The sequence below is a fragment of the Streptomyces ochraceiscleroticus genome (assembly GCF_000720485.1).
Classification (GTDB): domain Bacteria; phylum Actinomycetota; class Actinomycetes; order Streptomycetales; family Streptomycetaceae; genus Streptomyces; species Streptomyces ochraceiscleroticus.
In genome coordinates this window covers 1-15,251 of the sequence record NZ_JOAX01000019.1, presented here as the reverse complement: position 1 = coordinate 15,251, position 15,251 = coordinate 1, and the positions used below count along the sequence as shown (strand labels likewise).

Here is a 15,251-nt window from a genome sequence, read left to right as displayed (position 1 = left end):
CCGGGGCCGCGGCGTACGCACACGGTCCCGGCCCGGAGCACCCTGTCCGCTCCACCAAGGAGGCACCGCTTCGTGAGGTACAGATTCCGCGCCGCGCTCCTCGGCGCCGTCACCACCGCGCTGACCACGGCCTTCCTGGCCGCACCGGCGCCGGCCACGGCCGCGGCGCACGAAGGGCCGCGCACCGGCTTCGAGACCAGCAACGGCGCGCGCTGGACCACCCAGCCCGAGGAGCAGGAGTTCCTCGCCCGCCTCGACCGGGACAGCGCGCGCACGCGCGTCGACCGCATCGGCTCGACGAAGCAGGGACGCCCGCTCCAGCTCGTCCGTATCGGCGCCACGCAGCCGCCCACCGCCGACCGGATACGCCGCGGCAACTCCGTCCTGCTGATCTGCTCCCAGCACGGCAACGAGCCGTCCGGGCGCGAGGCGTGCCTGTCCACGGTCCGGAACCTCGCGTACGCCACCGACGCGGCCACCCGCCGCTTCCTGGAGCACACCAGCGTCCTCGTCCTGCCGACCGCCAACCCCGACGGCCGGGCCGCGAACACCCGCGGCAACTCCGACGGCGTGGACATCAACCGCGACCACCTCGCTCTGAAGACCGCCGAGGCCCGCACGATGGCCACGCTGTTCCGCGACTACCGCCCGGACACCGTCTACGACCTGCACGAGTACGGAGCCACCCCGCCGTACTACGACAAGGACCTGCTGTCCCTGTGGCCGCGCAGCCTCAACACCCAGGACGCGGTGCACGAGGAGGCCAGTACGCTCTCCGAACGGTACGTACGCCCCACCGTGCAGGAAAACGGCTTCAGCACCGGCATCTACGGCATCTGGACCGACCCGGAGACCGGCGAGCCCATCAAGCAGGTGGCGGGCGACGGACAGGAACGCATCCTGCGCAACACGGCAGGCGTGAAGAACTCCGTCGGGCTGCTCGTCGAGACCCGTACGACGCCGCTCACGCAGGCCGAGAAGGACGACCCGGCCGTGAACAACCGGCGCCGGTTGATCTCCCAGCTCGCCGGGCTTGAGGGCGCGTTCGCCTTCCTCGGGGAGCGCCGTGGCCGGATCGAGGCGGCCACCACGGCGGCGCGGCTGGCAGGATACGCGGACCGCGGGCCCGTCTACTTCGGCGGCGCCGACAACGATCCGGCAACGGACGAGGAGATCCTCCAGGACCCGCCGTGCGCCTACCGGCTGGACAAGGGAAGCTATGCGGAGGTCGGGGACGAGCTCGCGCTGCACGGCGTACAGGCCGAACGCGACGGCGAGGGTGCCGTCGTACGGCTGCGCCAGCCCCAGCGGGCGCTCGTGCCGCTGCTGCTCGATGAACGATCGGCATATCACCTTACGGCCGCGAAGCCGTCGACCGCGTGTTAAACCGTGGTAGGGGGTAATGGCTAGGGGAAATCCAGCCCATCGAAAGGTCACCACGTGACGGACAGAGAGAACGAACCGGGGGGCGGGAGCGGGCCAACGGCCCGGATCGACCTGCCCCCGGAGTCGCAAAGTGCCCGCCCCGCCCAGACCGACCGCGTGGTCTTCGGCGTCACGGCACTGCTCACCCTGGCCTTCATCGTCTGGGGAGCGACCTCCACCAAGTCACTCGAGAACGCGTCGAGCACGATGCTCGACTGGCTCATCAAGAACGGCGGCTGGGCCTTCGTCCTGGCCGCGTCCGCTTTTGTGATCTTCGCGATCTGGCTGGCGATCAGCAAGTACGGGCGCATCACGCTCGGAACGGAGGGCGAGCAGCCCGAGTTCCGTACGGTCTCCTGGATCGCGATGATGTTCAGCGCCGGCATGGGCATCGGCCTGATGTTCTACGGCGTGAGCGAGCCGCTGGGGCACTTCAGCACCCATCCGCCGGGCACCCACCCCCGGGACGCCGCGCAGGCCATGGACACGGCGATGGCCACCACGCTGTTCCACTGGACGCTGCACCCGTGGGCCATCTACGCGGTGGTCGGGCTCGGCATCGCCTACAGCACCTTCCGGCGGGGTCGCAGGCAGACGATAAGTGCCGTCTTCACGCCGCTGATCGGGGTCCGCCGGGCCAACGGAGCGGGCGGCCGGGTCATCGACATCCTGGCGATCTTCGCGACGCTCTTCGGCTCGGCCGCCTCGCTGGGTCTGGGGGCGCTGCAGATCGGCAGCGGCATCAAGGTGCTCGGCTGGAAGGACAGCGTCAGCACGACCCTGCTGGTGGTCATCATCACCGTGCTGACGGTCGCGTTCATCCTCTCCGCGGTCTCCGGCATCGCCAAGGGCATCCAGTGGCTGTCCAACATCAACATGGTGCTGGCGCTGATCCTGGCCGTCTTCGTGTTCATCGCGGGGCCGACCATCCTCATCCTGAACATGGTGCCCACCGGTGTGGCCACGTTCTTCGGCGAACTGTCGCAGATGGCCGGCCGTACGGGCGCCAGCAGCGGTGAGGACGTCGACGCCTGGCTGCGCAGCTGGACGGTCTTCTACTGGGCGTGGTGGATCTCCTGGACGCCCTTCGTGGGCATGTTCATCGCGCGCATCAGCCGGGGCCGCACGATCCGTCAGTTCGTCGGCGGCGTGATCCTGGTGCCCAGCGTCGTGAGCCTCATCTGGTTCGCGATCTTCGGGCAGTCCGCGATGTTCCTGAAGGAGCACAAGCAGCTCTCGGACACCGCCTCCGTGGAGGGGCAGCTCTTCGATGTGCTGCATCAGTACCCGGTCGCCACCCTCATGAGCGTGCTTGTCATGATCCTGGTCGGCATCTTCTTCGTGTCCGGTGCGGACGCCGCGTCCATCGTGATGGGCACGCTGTCCCAGAAGGGCACCATGGAGCCGACCAAGCCCGTCGTCATCTTCTGGGGCGTGGTCACGGGCGCGGTCGCCGCGATCATGCTGCTCATCGGCGGCGGCAGCGGCGACGCGCTCACGGGTCTGCAGAACCTCACGATCCTGGTCGCCGCGCCGTTCACACTGGTCATGATCATGATGTGCTGGGCGCTGCTGAAGGACCTGCGGAGCGACCCGCTCATCGTGCGCGGCCAGATCGGCGAGGAGGTCATCGAGGCCGCGGTCGTGGCCGGACACGAGAAGTACGAGGGCGACTTCGAGATCCGGATCGGGCCGTCCAACGGCGGCTCGGCCGAGGAGACGACGGTCGTCAGCGACACGGACGGGCCGGCTCCGGCGGGTACCGGGAAGGACTGATCGGCAGGCGCGTCACCGGCCTTGTCGGTGCCGTGTGCGTCACTGGAGCGGAGGGCCGTCGTGGCCCTCCGCTCCGGCGCGTCCGGAGGGTCTCAGGCCGCCGCGTCCAGCAGCCGCACCACCTCGTCCGCGCAGCCCCACGCCACGGTGACGCCCGCGCCGCCGTGCCCGTAGTTGTGCACGCACAGCCCGCCGCCGGGCAGCCGCTCGGCCTCCAGGCGCACCGCGGGCCGGGCCGGGCGCAGCCCCACCCGGTGCGCGAGGATCCGCGCGTCGGCCAGCGCGGGGTGGATGCGCGCACAGCGCGCCACGATCGCCTCGGCGACCGCCGGATCGGGCTCGGTGGACCACGCCCCCTCGACCGCCGTACCGCCCAGCACGACGCCGTACGGCTGCGGCAGCATGTACGTCGTGGTGTCCGCGTGGCCGTCGGCGTCGACGAACCACTCCTCGACGCCCGGGTTCTCCACGATCACGAGCTGGCCCTGTACGGGACGCACGTCCGGGTCGGGCACCAGTTCCCGGGCGCCCAGGCCCGAGCAGTTCACCACCGCGCCGGCCTCCAGGGTCAGGGCATCCAGGGAGCCGGCCGGGCGCCGCTCCACGGTGCCGCCGGCCGCGGCCAGCCGCCGTTCCAGGTACTGGAGATGTGCGTCCATGGCCACCAGAGGAGTGCGGGCCCGCAGGCCCTCGGGTATGCCGGCGGGCAGCTCTTCGGGGCGCGCGGCGCGCAGTCCCGGTACGGCGTCCCGCCAGCGGTCCGGCACCGAGGCCGCCGCCATCGTGCCCGTCACCATCCGTACGCCCGTGCCCTCGGTCCCGGCGAGTCCCGCCAGCGCTTCGTAGCCGCGCACCGACCACCGGACCGCCGCCTCCTCCGGGAGGATGCGGTACGGCCAGCACAGCCCGCCCGCCACGGAGGACGTCGTGCCGGCGGCCCGGTCCCGGCTGATCACCCGGACCGCACGGCCGGTCTCGGCGAGCTGGACGGCGCAGGTCAGACCGGTGACACCGGCTCCCACCACGATCACATCGTTCGTCATGCCAGGACCGTATCCGGAGCACCGCCGCACGTTTGTGATCTTGGGTTAACCCTCCGGCAGCGACCGGGACAATCCCGGCACTTAGGCTGGTACCAGCAGACCGTCGGCCGACGACGCCCCACGGACCGTCCGTACTCGTACGCAGCGAAGACCCCTGACGCACCGTCCCGCACCCGTACGCAGCCGACTCAAGGAGGCCCATGCCCCCCGCCGTACCCGTCTGGCTCGCCCACCCCTTCCGCTGGCAGCGGCTGCCCGTGCCGTGGTCGGCGGTGGTCAGAGGGGCGCTGTGCGCCGGGCCGCTGCTGGGCGCGGGCGTCGCCACCGGGCACCCGGCGGCCGGCGTCCTCGCGGGCCTGGGCGCGATGCTCGCGGGCGTCAACGACCGCCCCGGCACCCGGCGCAGGGGTGTCGTGCACATCGGGCTGCCCGCGCTGGCCGTTGCCCTGGGCATGTTCGCCGGCGCCTCCCTCGCGGACGTCGGCTGGTGGCTGGTGCTCGCCCTCTTCGGCATCGGGTTCGTCTCCGGCGCCGGCAGCGTCGCCGGGCCCGTGCGCTCCACCGCCGGCATGCAGATGCTGGCCGCCGCGATCCTCGGCGCCGGCATGCCGCTGCCGCACCTGGAGCCGTGGACCAAGGGCCTGCTGACGCTGGCCGGCGCCGGCTGGCTGCTCCTGCTGCGGCTGGTACTGCGCTCGCCGCGGCCCCCGGGCGGGTCGCTCAGCGGCGAGCGCGCGACCGTCGCCACCGTCTTCGACGCGCTCGCCGACGCGCTGGTGGCCGTCGGCACGCCGGGCGCCGAACCGGCCAGGCGCCGGCTGACCACGGCACTGGACCGGGCCGACGAGGCCATGCGGCTGCGCCGGCTGCTGCGCCGCAGGCCCCGCACCGACGAGCGCCGGCTCATCGAACGCTTCGCCGCCGCCACCACGCTCTGCGAGGCCAGCGTCGCCCTGCTCTGGGAGGCCAAGCCGCTGCCGGCCCGCGTCGCACAGGGCCCGCGCGCCCTCGCCAGGGCGCTGCGCACCGGGCGGGCGCCGGGCCGGCTGCCGGCGCCCGAGACCTCCACGCCTGCGCGCAGCGCCTTCGACCGGGCGCTGCTGGACGCGGCGGTGGTCTTCGCGCGCACCCAGCCGCCGGCCGGCGGCACCGCGGCGGGCGCCACGGACGAGCGGCTCCTCCGGGGGCTGCGTCCCGTCGCCCCCGTAGACGCGCTGGAGCGCCCCGTACCGGAGGAGGACAGCGGCGCCTGGACCCCCTTCGGGTCGCGCGCGGCCTTCGAGACCGGGCGCTGGGCCTCCTTCGCGCGCGGCGTCGCGGGCGTGTTCGCCTGGCGGCGCGGGCCCGGCCGCCGCGTCTTCGGGCCCGCCGGGCGCGACTACGGCCTGCGGGTCGGCATCTGCATCGCCGCCTGCACCGCCATGGCGCTGCTGCTGCGCGCCGAGCACTGGTACTGGCTGCCCGCCACCGCCACGTTCCTCGTCAAGCCCGACCTCGGCCCGCTGTTCTCCCGTACGGTCAACCGCTTCGCCGGTACCGCCTGCGGCGTGCTGATCTTCGCCCTGGCCGGACTGGCGCTCCCCGACGCGTGGTGGCCCGTGGTGATGGCCACGGCGGGCGGCGCGCTGCTGCCCTTCGCCACCCGGCACTTCGCCCTGCAGACCGTCGCGATCACGCTCATGGTGCTGTCGTTCGTCCACGTCAGCGGCGCACCGGAGGCCGCGCCCGAGCGGATCGTCGACACCTCGATCGCCTGCCTCATCGTGCTGGTCGTCGGCCACCTGCCACGGCTGGCGGACCCGCGGCGCCGGGTCGGGCCGCGGGTCGCCGCCGCGCTGCACTGCACGGAGGCGTACTTGCGGCAGGTCCTCGCGACCGAGCCGGGGACGGACACGGGGGAGCGGCTGGCGCTGCGCCGGGCGGCCTACCAGGCGCTGGGGGAGGCCCGTACCGCCGCCGAGACGGCGGCTGCCGAGCTGCTCGCGCACCGCCGCGGCGACCCCGACTGGCCGACCGTCGTCAAGGCCGCCGAGCGCATCGTGGACGCCACCACGGCGGCGGCCGTCCGCCTGGACCAGGGCGCGCAGCGGCCCAGCGAGGAGGACGCGCGGCGGCTGTGCGCCGTCCTCACGGACATGGCGGCCGCGCTGAACGCGCCGCGCCGCCACCGCCCCCGGCCGCTGCCGCCGCCCGCCCTGGAGTCGGCCCCGGACTGCGCCACGCTCAGCGACGTCGCGGCCGAACTGGAGCGGATGCGGGGGTACGCGGGGGCGGTGTGAGACGCACGGGGGGCGCCCCTCGCCTCATCGGGTGGGGTGCGCGCCCCCGTTCACGTGCAGCACTTGCCCCGTGATGTGCCGCGCCGCGGGGGAGGCGAGGAACGCCACCGCGCCCGCCACGTCCGCGGGGGAGCCGGGCCGGCCGACGGCGGTCTCGGTCACCAGCTGCGTACGCCGCTCGTCCGTGAGCCGGTCCCGGAAGAACTCGGTGTCGGCGATGTAACCGGGCGCGACCACGTTGGCGGTGATGCCGCGCGCCCCCAGGGCACCGGCCAGGTCGATGTTCCACGTCGCCAGCCCGGCCTTGGCCGCACCGTACGAACCGCCGCCCCGGTTGCCGGCGATCGACCCGATGTGCACCACCGCGCCCCCAGCGGCGAGCCGCTCCTCCAGGGCCTTCGTCGTCAGTGCGGCGCTGACCAGGTTCGCGTCGAGGTTGGCGCGGAAGTCCCTGGCGTAGGACGCCAGGTCCGATGCCGCCCCGGTGTCGAAGTCGGTGTTGCCGCCGGCGTTGTTGACCAGCACGTCGACGCTCTCGGGCAGCTCGGTGAGCAGCCGGGCGAGCGCTTCGGGGTCGGTGTGGTCGCAGACCACGGCCCGGGCGCCGATACGGTCCGCCGCTTCCTTGAGCGGTCCGGTGCGGCGTCCGGTGACGAAGACGGTCTCCCCCTGCTCGGCGAAGTGCTGCGCGATCGCGTACCCGATGCCCGTACCGCCGCCGGTGACCAGGACGTTGCGTGCCATAAACTGAACCCCTCACGTTCATTCAGGTCTAAATTTAGAGCTAAACGTAGCAGTCGGAAGGGGTACCGTGGCAAGTGAAGCGAGGACGAAGGCGGGGGGCGGCCGACCGGAGGGCGGGGTTCCCTCCGACCCGGTGCGCGACATCGCCGCCGCGTGGGAACGCGAGCGCCCGGGTACACCCGTCTCGTCCATCGGGATCGTCACGAGCATCTGGCAGCTGGCCAAGCTCTTCGGCGACGACCGGCGCCGGGTCCTCGCCCGGGCCGGCGTGGACACCGCCACCCTGGACCTGCTCAGCGTGTTGCGGCGAAGCGGCGAGCCCTACACCCTCAGCACCCGCGAGATCGGCCGCCGCAGCATGATCACGGCCGGCGCCGTCTCACAACGGGTGGCCCGTGCCGAACGGGAAGGTCTGGTGGCCCGACACCCCGCGCAGGGGCGGCCGCGCACCGTCGAGGTCACGCTGACCACGACCGGACACGAGGTCGTCGAGGCGACCGTGGACCAGGTGCTCCACCGGGAAACCGAACTGCTCGACGGCCTCGCCCCCGAGAAGCAGGCCCAGCTGACCGACCTGCTCCGCACCGTCCTCCAGGACGTGCAGCACCGGCTCGGCGACGACCGGTTGACGCACGTCGGCGAGGACTGACGGCGGCCGGAGCATACGTAGGGCGGCGGGCGGGGCGTACGTACGCCCCGCCCGCCGCCCTACGTGCCCCGGCGCCGCGCTGCCTACGGGATCAGCGCCCGCCCTTGTCCTTGCCGAGCAGGCCCGCACGGCGCAGCGCGTCGGCCATGGCGCCGTTCGCGGGGGCCGCGTCCCGGCCGCCGCCGCGCCCGGCGCGGTCGTTGCCGCCACCACGCCGGCCCTGGCCGCCGCCCTGGCTGCCGCCCTGCCGCTGCCGCGGGGCACCGCCCCCACGCCGCTCACCGCGGTCGCCACGCTCTTCGCGCCGCGCGCCGCGGGCGCCGCCCTCGCCGCCCTGACCGGCGGCCGCCGTGTGGTCGTCGTCCAGCCGCAGCGTCAGCGAGATCCGCTTGCGCGGGATGTCCACGTCGAGCACCTTCACGCGCACGATGTCGCCCGGCTTCACCACGTCACGCGGGTCCTTCACGAACGTCTTCGACATCGCCGAGACATGCACCAGACCGTCCTGGTGGACGCCGATGTCGACAAAGGCACCAAAGGCGGCGACGTTCGTGACGACGCCCTCCAGGAGCATCCCGGCCTGCAGGTCGCCGATCTTCTCGACGCCCTCCTTGAAGGTGGCCGTCTTGAACTCGGGCCGCGGGTCGCGCCCCGGCTTCTCCAGCTCGCCCAGGATGTCCGTCACCGTCGGCAGACCGAAGGAGTCGTCCACGAAGTCGGCCGGCTTCAGGGTGCGCAGGACAGCGGTGTTGCCGATCAGCGTGGGCACGTCGCTGCCCGCTGCAGAGACGATCCGCCGCACCACCGGGTACGACTCCGGGTGCACGCTGGAGGCGTCCAGCGGGTCGTCGCCGCCCCGGATGCGCAGGAAGCCCGCGCACTGCTCGTACGCCTTCGGGCCCAGCCGCGCCACGTCCTTGAGCGCCTTGCGGGTACGGAACGGGCCGTTGGCGTCGCGGTGCGCCACGATGTTGTCCGCCAGCCCCGAGCCGATGCCCGACACCCGCGAGAGCAGCGGCGCGGAGGCGGTGTTGACGTCCACGCCCACGCCGTTCACGCAGTCCTCGACCACCGCGTCCAGCGAGCGCGAGAGCTTCACCTCGGAGAGGTCGTGCTGGTACTGACCGACGCCGATCGACTTGGGGTCGATCTTGACCAGTTCGGCCAGCGGGTCCTGAAGGCGGCGCGCGATGGAGACCGCACCGCGCAGCGACACGTCCAGCTCCGGCAGCTCCTGGGAGGCGAACGCGGAGGCGGAGTACACCGAGGCGCCCGCCTCGGACACCATCACCTTCGTCAGCTTCAGCTCCGGCTGCGCGGCGATCAGGTCGGCGGCCAGCTTGTCCGTCTCGCGCGAGGCTGTGCCGTTGCCGATCGCGATGAGCTCGACATCGTGCTCACGGGCGAGCTTCGCCAGAGTGGCCAGCGCGGCGTCCCACTTCTGCTGCGGCACGTGCGGGTAGATCGTGTCCGTCGCGGCCACCTTGCCGGTCGCGTCCACGACGGCGACCTTCACGCCCGTACGGAAGCCGGGGTCCAGGCCCATCGTGGCGCGGGTGCCGGCCGGCGCGGCCAGCAGCAGGTCGCGGAGGTTCGACGCGAAGACCCGTACCGCCTCGTCCTCGGCGGCCTGGCGCAGCCGCAGCCGCAGGTCGATGCCGAGGTGCACCAGGACGCGGGTGCGCCAGGCCCAGCGCACGGTGTCCAGCAGCCAGCCGTCGGCCGCGCGGCCGCGGTCGGCGATCCCGAACTTGTGCGCGATGGCCTGCTCGTAGGACGTCCGGCCCTCGGCCGGCTCGGTCTCCGGCTCCAGCGCGAGGTCGAGGATCTCCTCCTTCTCGCCGCGGAACATCGCCAGTACGCGGTGCGAGGGCAGCTCCGTGAACGGTTCGGCGAAGTCGAAGTAGTCGGCGAACTTCGCGCCCGCCTCCTCCTTGCCCTCGCGGACCTTCGAGGCCACCTGCCCGCGGGTCCACATCCGCTCGCGCAGCTCACCGATGAGGTCCGCGTCCTCGCTGAACCGCTCGGTGAGGATGGCGCGCGCGCCTTCGAGGGCCGCGGCCGGGTCGGCGACGCCCTTGTCGGCGTCCACGAACGCCGCGGCGGCCGCCTGCGGCTCCACCGAGGGGTCGCTCAGGAGTCCGTCCGCGAGCGGCTCCAGACCGGCCTCACGGGCGATCTGTGCCTTCGTCCGCCGCTTGGGCTTGAACGGCAGGTAGATGTCCTCGAGGCGGGCCTTGGACTCCGCGCCCCGGATCTGCGCCTCCAGGGCCGCGTCCAGCTTCCCCTGGGACCGTACGGACTCCAGGACCGCCGTCCGGCGCTCCTCCAGCTCACGCAGGTACCGCAGCCGCTCCTCCAACGCGCGCAGCTGCGCGTCGTCGAGCATCTCCGTCGCTTCCTTGCGGTACCGGGCGATGAACGGCACGGTCGAGCCGCCGTCGAGCAGTTCGACAGCGGCCTTCACCTGCCGCTCCTTCACGCCGAGCTCCCCGGCGATCCTGCTCTCGATGGACCCGAGGGCCACGGCGGCCCCGGGGGCCTGGGTGGGTCCGGTGGACTCGGTGGTTGCCGTCACGATGCTCCCGACCTGCCTTCTCGCGCTGTGCTTGAGCCTGCATTGTGCAGGGTCGCGGTACGGCCTGTCGCGTGACCCGGGCAGGAGGGCACAGGTGTGACAAGAGGCACGGCACGGGGGCGGGCGGCCGTACGACCGGGGGCCCGCCCCGTGGCCGGGCTCAGCCCTGGCCGAACAGGTCGGCCGGGAAAGCTCCGTTGCCGACCGCGGTGGTGGTGAACTCCGTGGCCAGCTCGGTCAGCCGGGCGACGCCCTCGGCACCGAGGTGCTCGTACGGGGCCGCGTCCAGCCGGTCGGTGGCCTCCTCCAGCTCGGCGCGGAGCTGCGTACCGGCCTCGGTCAGGCCGAAGTCGGCGTCCAGGATGCCGCGCTCGCGCAGCGCGTCGCGCGCGCCCTGCCACTCCTCGGCCGACCAGCCGCGGGTCGCCAGGATCCACTTGGTGCTCATGCCGCGGCCGCTGGCGGTGTGCGAGGCCAGCGCCTCCAGGGGGCCCAGGCCCGCGTCGGCGAGCGCGATGAGGTGGCCGTCGCCGCGGTGTTCGCGCAGCAGGGTCGCGGCGTGCCAGTACGCCAGGTGCGGCGCGTCCGGTACGGGCAGGTCGGCGTGGGCGGCGTACAGCGGACGGGCGTGCCGGGAGCACGCCTCGGCGGCGCGCAGCGCGAGCCGCGCGGCCTCGGCCATCTTGTCGGACTCCACCAGCTCGTCGCCCAGCAGCCGGCGCAGCGTGCTGTCGGCCGCGCGCAGCCGCGCGTCGAGCACCTGCTGCGGGGTGACGGCGGCCCAGGCGTCCGGGATGTGCCGGGCGATCAGCTCGTACTTGAAGTTGTAGAACGTCGCGGCGATGACGCCGGGACCCACCGGGCCCATGGCGGCGGCCCGGCCCAGGAAGTAGGCGGCGCTGCGGTCCTCGATGCCGAGCTTCGCCAGCTCCTGGGGGAAGTCGGGCGAGAAGTACACCGTGGAGTGCAGCGGGTTGATGACGTTGTGACAGCGTCGTCCGGCGCGGTCGGGCAGCGCGGAGCGGTCCTGCGGGGAAGCCGTTGTGGTCATGGCGGCACGTTACCGACCCGTCGGTATGGCCGGTAGACCGGGGCGGCCAAGAAGGGACGCACCCGGCATGGGGGAGGTGGCGGCCAGGCATGGCAGGAAAGGTGGGAAAGGCGTCATTGCCGCCATCCGGTCGCGCGCCCAGGATGGGGCCATGCCACCGCACGACGTACTGGTCGTTCTCTTCGACGACGTCCAGAGCCTGGACGTCACCGGCCCGCTGGAGGTCTTCACGGGCGCCGGCCTCTGCGTGCCCGGCGCCTACCGGGTCCGTACCGCCACGCTCGACGGCGGCCCGGTCCGCACCTCCAGCGGCCTGCGGATCACCCCGGACCTCGCGCTGGCCGACGCGGCGCCCCCGGACACCCTCCTCGTGCCCGGCGGACAGGGCACCCGCGACCCCGACCCGCGGCTCGTCGACTGGCTGCGCACGCAGGCGCCACGGGCCCGCCGCAAGGTCTCCGTGTGCTCGGGCGCGTTCCTGCTGGCCGCCGCCGGGCTGCTGGACGGTCACCGCGCCACCACCCACTGGGCGCTGTGCGACGCGCTGGCCGACCGCTTTCCCGGCGTCGACGTCGACGCCGAGCCGATCTTCATCCGGGACGGCGACCTGGCGACGTCCGCCGGCGTCACCTCGGGCATCGACCTCGCGCTGGCCCTCGTGGAGGAGGACCTCGGCCGGGAGGTCGCGCTGACCGTCGCCCGCCATCTCGTCGTCTTCCTGCGCAGACCCGGCAATCAGACGCAGTTCAGCGCCCAGCTCGCCGCGCAGACCGCCGAGCGCCCGCCGCTGCGCGAGGTGCAGCACTGGATCACCGAGCACCCGGCCGCCGATCTGTCGGTGGACGCGCTCGCCGCCCGTTGCGGACTCTCACCTCGCCATTTCGCCCGCGCCTTCCGCGACGAAGTCGGCATGACGCCAGGTCGCTATGTCGACAGAGTCCGGCTGGAGGCCGCACGGCGGCTCCTTGAGGACACCACCGACGCCGTCGAACGCGTCTCCCGGCGCTGCGGTTACGGCACCCCCGAAGCCATGCGCCGCGCTTTCGTGCGCGCCCTCGGCACCGGCCCGGCGGAGTACCGGCGCCGGTTCCGGCCGCACGCGCAGACCACGTAACTCGCCGCTTTGAAAGGATTCTCATGCAGATCGCGATCCTGCTCTACGACCGCTTCACCGCGCTGGACGCCGTCGGACCGTACGACACGCTCGGGCGGCTGCCCGGCGCGGAGACCGTCTTCGTCGCCGAGCGCACCGGCCCCGTACGCAACGACAGCGGTGGCCTCGCGCTGGTCGCCGACGCGACCCTGGAAGAGGTCACCGCGCCGGACGTCCTGGTCGTCCCCGGCGGCCCCGGGCAGAGCGACCTGATGGCCGACGGGCCGCTCCACGAGTGGCTGCGAACCGTCGACGCCACCACCACCTGGACGACCTCCGTGTGCACCGGCTCGCTCCTGCTGGCCGCCGCCGGCCTCCTGGAGGGCCGCCGCGCCACGTCCCACTGGCTCGCGCTCGACCAGTTGAAGCAGTACGGCGTGGAACCCACGGGTGAGCGGGTCGTCGTCGACGGCAAGTACGTCACGGCCGCCGGCGTCTCGTCCGGCATCGACATGGGCCTGGCCCTGCTCGGCCGGCTGGCGGACGACACCGTCGCGCAGACCGTGCAGCTCGGCATCGAGTACGACCCGCAGCCGCCGTACGACAGCGGCTCGCCGGAGAAGGCCCCTGCCGCGATCGTCGAGGCGCTGCGCGGGCGCAGCCGGTTCCTCCTGACGGGATCGGCCTGACGGCAGCGGTTCGGCGGGGCGTTGTCAGTGGTGCGGTCTACCGTCATTCCATGACTCGACTGCGCTACGACCGACACCGCGCCGAAATCGTGGCGCAGACCGACCTGTTGCGTTCCCACATCAAGGGCGCCGACCTCTCGCGGCCGGTGCCCTCCTGCCCCGGCTGGACCGTCAATCAGTTGCTGCGCCACCTCGGTGGCGCACAGCGCTGGGCGGCGGAGATCGTCCGCGGCCGGGCATCGGCGCCGCCGCCCGACGACTTCTTCCGCGACCTCTCCGGATACGCCGGCGAGGACCCGGCCGAGCTCGACGGCTGGCTCGCCGAGGGGGCCGGGCTGCTCGCGGACGCGCTGCGCGAGGCGGGACCCGACGCGGAGATGTGGACCCCGCTCCCCGAGAACGCCGGACGGGGCTCGACGTTCTTCGCCCGCCGCTTCGCGCACGAGACGGTGATCCACCGGGCCGACGCCGCGCTGGCCCTCGGCGTGGAGTACGTCCTCGATGAGGAGGTGGCGCTGGACGCGCTCGACGAGTGGCTGGAGCTCGGCTCGCTGCCGGTGATGTTCGAGTACCACCCGGAGCTGCGGGAACTGCTGGGCCCCGGCCGCACCCTGCATTTCCACGCCACGGACACCGCGCCCGAGGCGCAGGCGGAGTGGGTCGTCGACCTCACCGGCGAGGCCATCGAGTGGCGCCGGGCGCATGAGAAGTCCGCTGTCGCGCTGCGCGGCCCGCTGACCGAGCTGCTGTTGACGGTCTATCGGCGGCGGCCCGCCCATCGGGACGGCATAGAGATCCTCGGCGACGCGGAGCTGCTGGACTTCTGGCTGGACCGGGTCTCTTTCGGCTGAGCCCCGAGGGGGCGACGGGCCGAGGGCCACGGACCGGGAAGTCGGGGGCCGGGGAGCCGAGGGGGGCCGGACCGGCAGTGATGGCCCGGCGGCTCACACCGTCCAGTCGAAGCGCGGTGCCCGGCGCTCCAGGAAGGCGGTGACGCCCTCCGCCGTGTCGCCGCTGCCGCGCGCCTGCTCCTCCCAGTACGCGCGCCGCTCCGGGCTCGCGGGGCCGTCGGCGAACTCCTTCGCCGACGCCTGGGTGAGCTGCGACCGGCTCGCCAGCACGGCCGAGAAGTCCGTGACCCGCTTGTCCAGCTCGCCCTCCGGCAGCACCTCGTCCACGAGCCCCGTGCGCAGCGCCCGCTCACAGCCGATCAACTCACCTGAGAAGAGGAGGTACTTGGCGGTCGCCGGGCCGACCAGCCGCACCAGCCGCTGGGTGGACGCGGCCGGGTAGACGATGCCCAGCTTCGCCGGCGTGATGCCGAACAGCGCGCCTTCTTCGGCGAACCGCAGGTCGCAGGCGGCCGCAAGCTGGCTGCCGCCGCCCACGCAGTAACCGCGGATCGCGGCCAGCGACGGCTTGGGGAAGGCGGCGAGCGCCTCCTCGGCGGCCAGCGCGAGGCCCCGGTTCTCGTCCCCCGACTCCCGCAGCGACCCGATGTCCGCGCCCGCGCAGAAGGTGCTCCCCTCGCCGGTCAGCACGAGGACGCGGACGGACCGGTCACCGGCCAGCCGCTCCACCAGCTCCGGGACCGCGCGCCACATGTCGGCCGTCATGGCGTTCCGCTTGGCGGGATTGCTGATCGTGACGATCGCCGTGCCGTCGCTGACGCGCGTGCTGAGCCCTGGGGTCATGAAGGGGATCGTAGAGCGGCAGGACCGACCACGTCCCGGCCCGAGAGGCGTGATCACCACCACGCCCGCCACCGCGCGCCCCAGTCGACCGTCCGCCCACCCCACCTGCCCGGCTGCTCGCCCACCCCACCTGCCTGACAGCCCGCCCACACCGCCCGCGACCTGTCTCTTATACACATCTCCGAGCCCACGAGACTCCTGAGCATCTCGTATGCCGTCTTCTGCTTGAA

At 73.1% G+C, this 15,251-nt stretch carries 12 protein-coding genes; 7 read left to right on the top strand and 5 right to left on the bottom strand.

Going from position 1 to position 15,251, the window contains the following annotated elements; all coding sequences use genetic code 11:
• The first annotated feature begins 72 nt into the window (after positions 1-72).
• Together IG84_RS0122615 and IG84_RS0122610 are read left to right on the top strand one after the other, a co-directional pair.
• A complete protein-coding gene (locus IG84_RS0122615; protein WP_031060215.1) occupies positions 73-1,386 on the top strand; it encodes a M14 family zinc carboxypeptidase in 1,314 nt (437 codons plus the stop codon).
• Positions 1,387-1,440: 54 nt separating this feature from the next.
• Positions 1,441-3,201 carry a BCCT family transporter gene (locus IG84_RS0122610; protein ID WP_078649225.1) on the top strand — a complete coding sequence of 587 codons (1,761 nt, stop codon included), beginning with the start codon at positions 1,441-1,443 and terminating at the stop codon, positions 3,199-3,201.
• Between the two features lie 92 nt (positions 3,202-3,293).
• Here the strand turns inward: IG84_RS0122610 and IG84_RS0122605 are convergent, their stop codons facing one another.
• Entirely contained in the window at positions 3,294-4,244 is a 951-nt protein-coding gene (locus IG84_RS0122605) for an FAD-dependent oxidoreductase (RefSeq protein WP_031060210.1), read from the bottom strand.
• A gap of 200 nt (positions 4,245-4,444) precedes the next feature.
• On the opposite strand from IG84_RS0122605, the gene IG84_RS0122600 reads away from it, so the two are divergent.
• Positions 4,445-6,523: an FUSC family protein gene (locus tag IG84_RS0122600; RefSeq protein ID WP_031060207.1), complete on the top strand. Its 2,079-nt coding sequence runs from the start codon at positions 4,445-4,447 to the stop codon at positions 6,521-6,523.
• A gap of 24 nt (positions 6,524-6,547) precedes the next feature.
• Here IG84_RS0122600 and IG84_RS0122595 read toward each other — a convergent pair whose 3' ends face one another.
• Entirely contained in the window at positions 6,548-7,267 is a 720-nt protein-coding gene (locus IG84_RS0122595; protein ID WP_031060203.1) for an SDR family NAD(P)-dependent oxidoreductase, read from the bottom strand.
• A gap of 67 nt (positions 7,268-7,334) precedes the next feature.
• Here IG84_RS0122595 and IG84_RS0122590 point away from each other — a divergent pair, with 67 nt between their 5' ends.
• Positions 7,335-7,916 (top strand): MarR family winged helix-turn-helix transcriptional regulator, encoded by a 582-nt coding sequence (locus tag IG84_RS0122590; RefSeq protein WP_031060200.1) that lies wholly within the window; start codon positions 7,335-7,337, stop codon positions 7,914-7,916.
• Positions 7,917-8,007: 91 nt separating this feature from the next.
• Here IG84_RS0122590 and IG84_RS0122585 read toward each other — a convergent pair whose 3' ends face one another.
• A complete protein-coding gene (locus IG84_RS0122585; RefSeq protein WP_425424054.1) occupies positions 8,008-10,494 on the bottom strand; it encodes a Tex family protein in 2,487 nt (828 codons plus the stop codon).
• A gap of 160 nt (positions 10,495-10,654) precedes the next feature.
• The gene (locus IG84_RS0122580; RefSeq protein ID WP_031060193.1) at positions 10,655-11,545 is read right to left on the bottom strand and encodes an SCO6745 family protein; all 891 of its coding nucleotides are present in this window, start codon (positions 11,543-11,545) and stop codon (positions 10,655-10,657) included.
• Positions 11,546-11,696: 151 nt separating this feature from the next.
• On the opposite strand from IG84_RS0122580, the gene IG84_RS0122575 reads away from it, so the two are divergent.
• The 3 genes from IG84_RS0122575 to IG84_RS0122565 are packed head-to-tail and all read left to right on the top strand — an operon-like array spanning position 11,697 to position 14,178.
• Positions 11,697-12,659 carry a GlxA family transcriptional regulator gene (locus IG84_RS0122575; RefSeq protein ID WP_031060190.1) on the top strand — a complete coding sequence of 321 codons (963 nt, stop codon included), beginning with the start codon at positions 11,697-11,699 and terminating at the stop codon, positions 12,657-12,659.
• 23 nt (positions 12,660-12,682) lie between these two features.
• Positions 12,683-13,327: a DJ-1/PfpI family protein gene (locus tag IG84_RS0122570; RefSeq protein WP_031060187.1), complete on the top strand. Its 645-nt coding sequence runs from the start codon at positions 12,683-12,685 to the stop codon at positions 13,325-13,327.
• 50 nt (positions 13,328-13,377) lie between these two features.
• A complete protein-coding gene (locus IG84_RS0122565; RefSeq protein ID WP_031060184.1) occupies positions 13,378-14,178 on the top strand; it encodes a maleylpyruvate isomerase family mycothiol-dependent enzyme in 801 nt (266 codons plus the stop codon).
• Between the two features lie 93 nt (positions 14,179-14,271).
• On the opposite strand, the gene IG84_RS0122560 is transcribed toward IG84_RS0122565, so the two are convergent.
• Positions 14,272-15,021 (bottom strand): enoyl-CoA hydratase/isomerase family protein, encoded by a 750-nt coding sequence (locus IG84_RS0122560; protein WP_031060181.1) that lies wholly within the window; start codon positions 15,019-15,021, stop codon positions 14,272-14,274.
• Positions 15,022-15,251 lie beyond the last annotated feature (230 nt).

Excerpts from the sequence above, each read along its gene's own strand:
- IG84_RS0122565 (WP_031060184.1), top strand. The coding sequence starts at position 13,378 with ATGACTCGACTGCGCTACGACCGACACCGCGCCGAAATCGTGGCGCAG.
- IG84_RS0122600 (WP_031060207.1), top strand. The coding sequence starts at position 4,445 with ATGCCCCCCGCCGTACCCGTCTGGCTCGCCCACCCCTTCCGCTGGCAG.
- IG84_RS0122560 (WP_031060181.1), bottom strand. The coding sequence starts at position 15,021 with ATGACCCCAGGGCTCAGCACGCGCGTCAGCGACGGCACGGCGATCGTC.
- IG84_RS0122575 (WP_031060190.1), top strand. The coding sequence starts at position 11,697 with ATGCCACCGCACGACGTACTGGTCGTTCTCTTCGACGACGTCCAGAGC.
- IG84_RS0122570 (WP_031060187.1), top strand. The coding sequence starts at position 12,683 with ATGCAGATCGCGATCCTGCTCTACGACCGCTTCACCGCGCTGGACGCC.
- IG84_RS0122580 (WP_031060193.1), bottom strand. The coding sequence starts at position 11,545 with ATGACCACAACGGCTTCCCCGCAGGACCGCTCCGCGCTGCCCGACCGC.
- IG84_RS0122595 (WP_031060203.1), bottom strand. The coding sequence starts at position 7,267 with ATGGCACGCAACGTCCTGGTCACCGGCGGCGGTACGGGCATCGGGTAC.
- IG84_RS0122605 (WP_031060210.1), bottom strand. The coding sequence starts at position 4,244 with ATGACGAACGATGTGATCGTGGTGGGAGCCGGTGTCACCGGTCTGACC.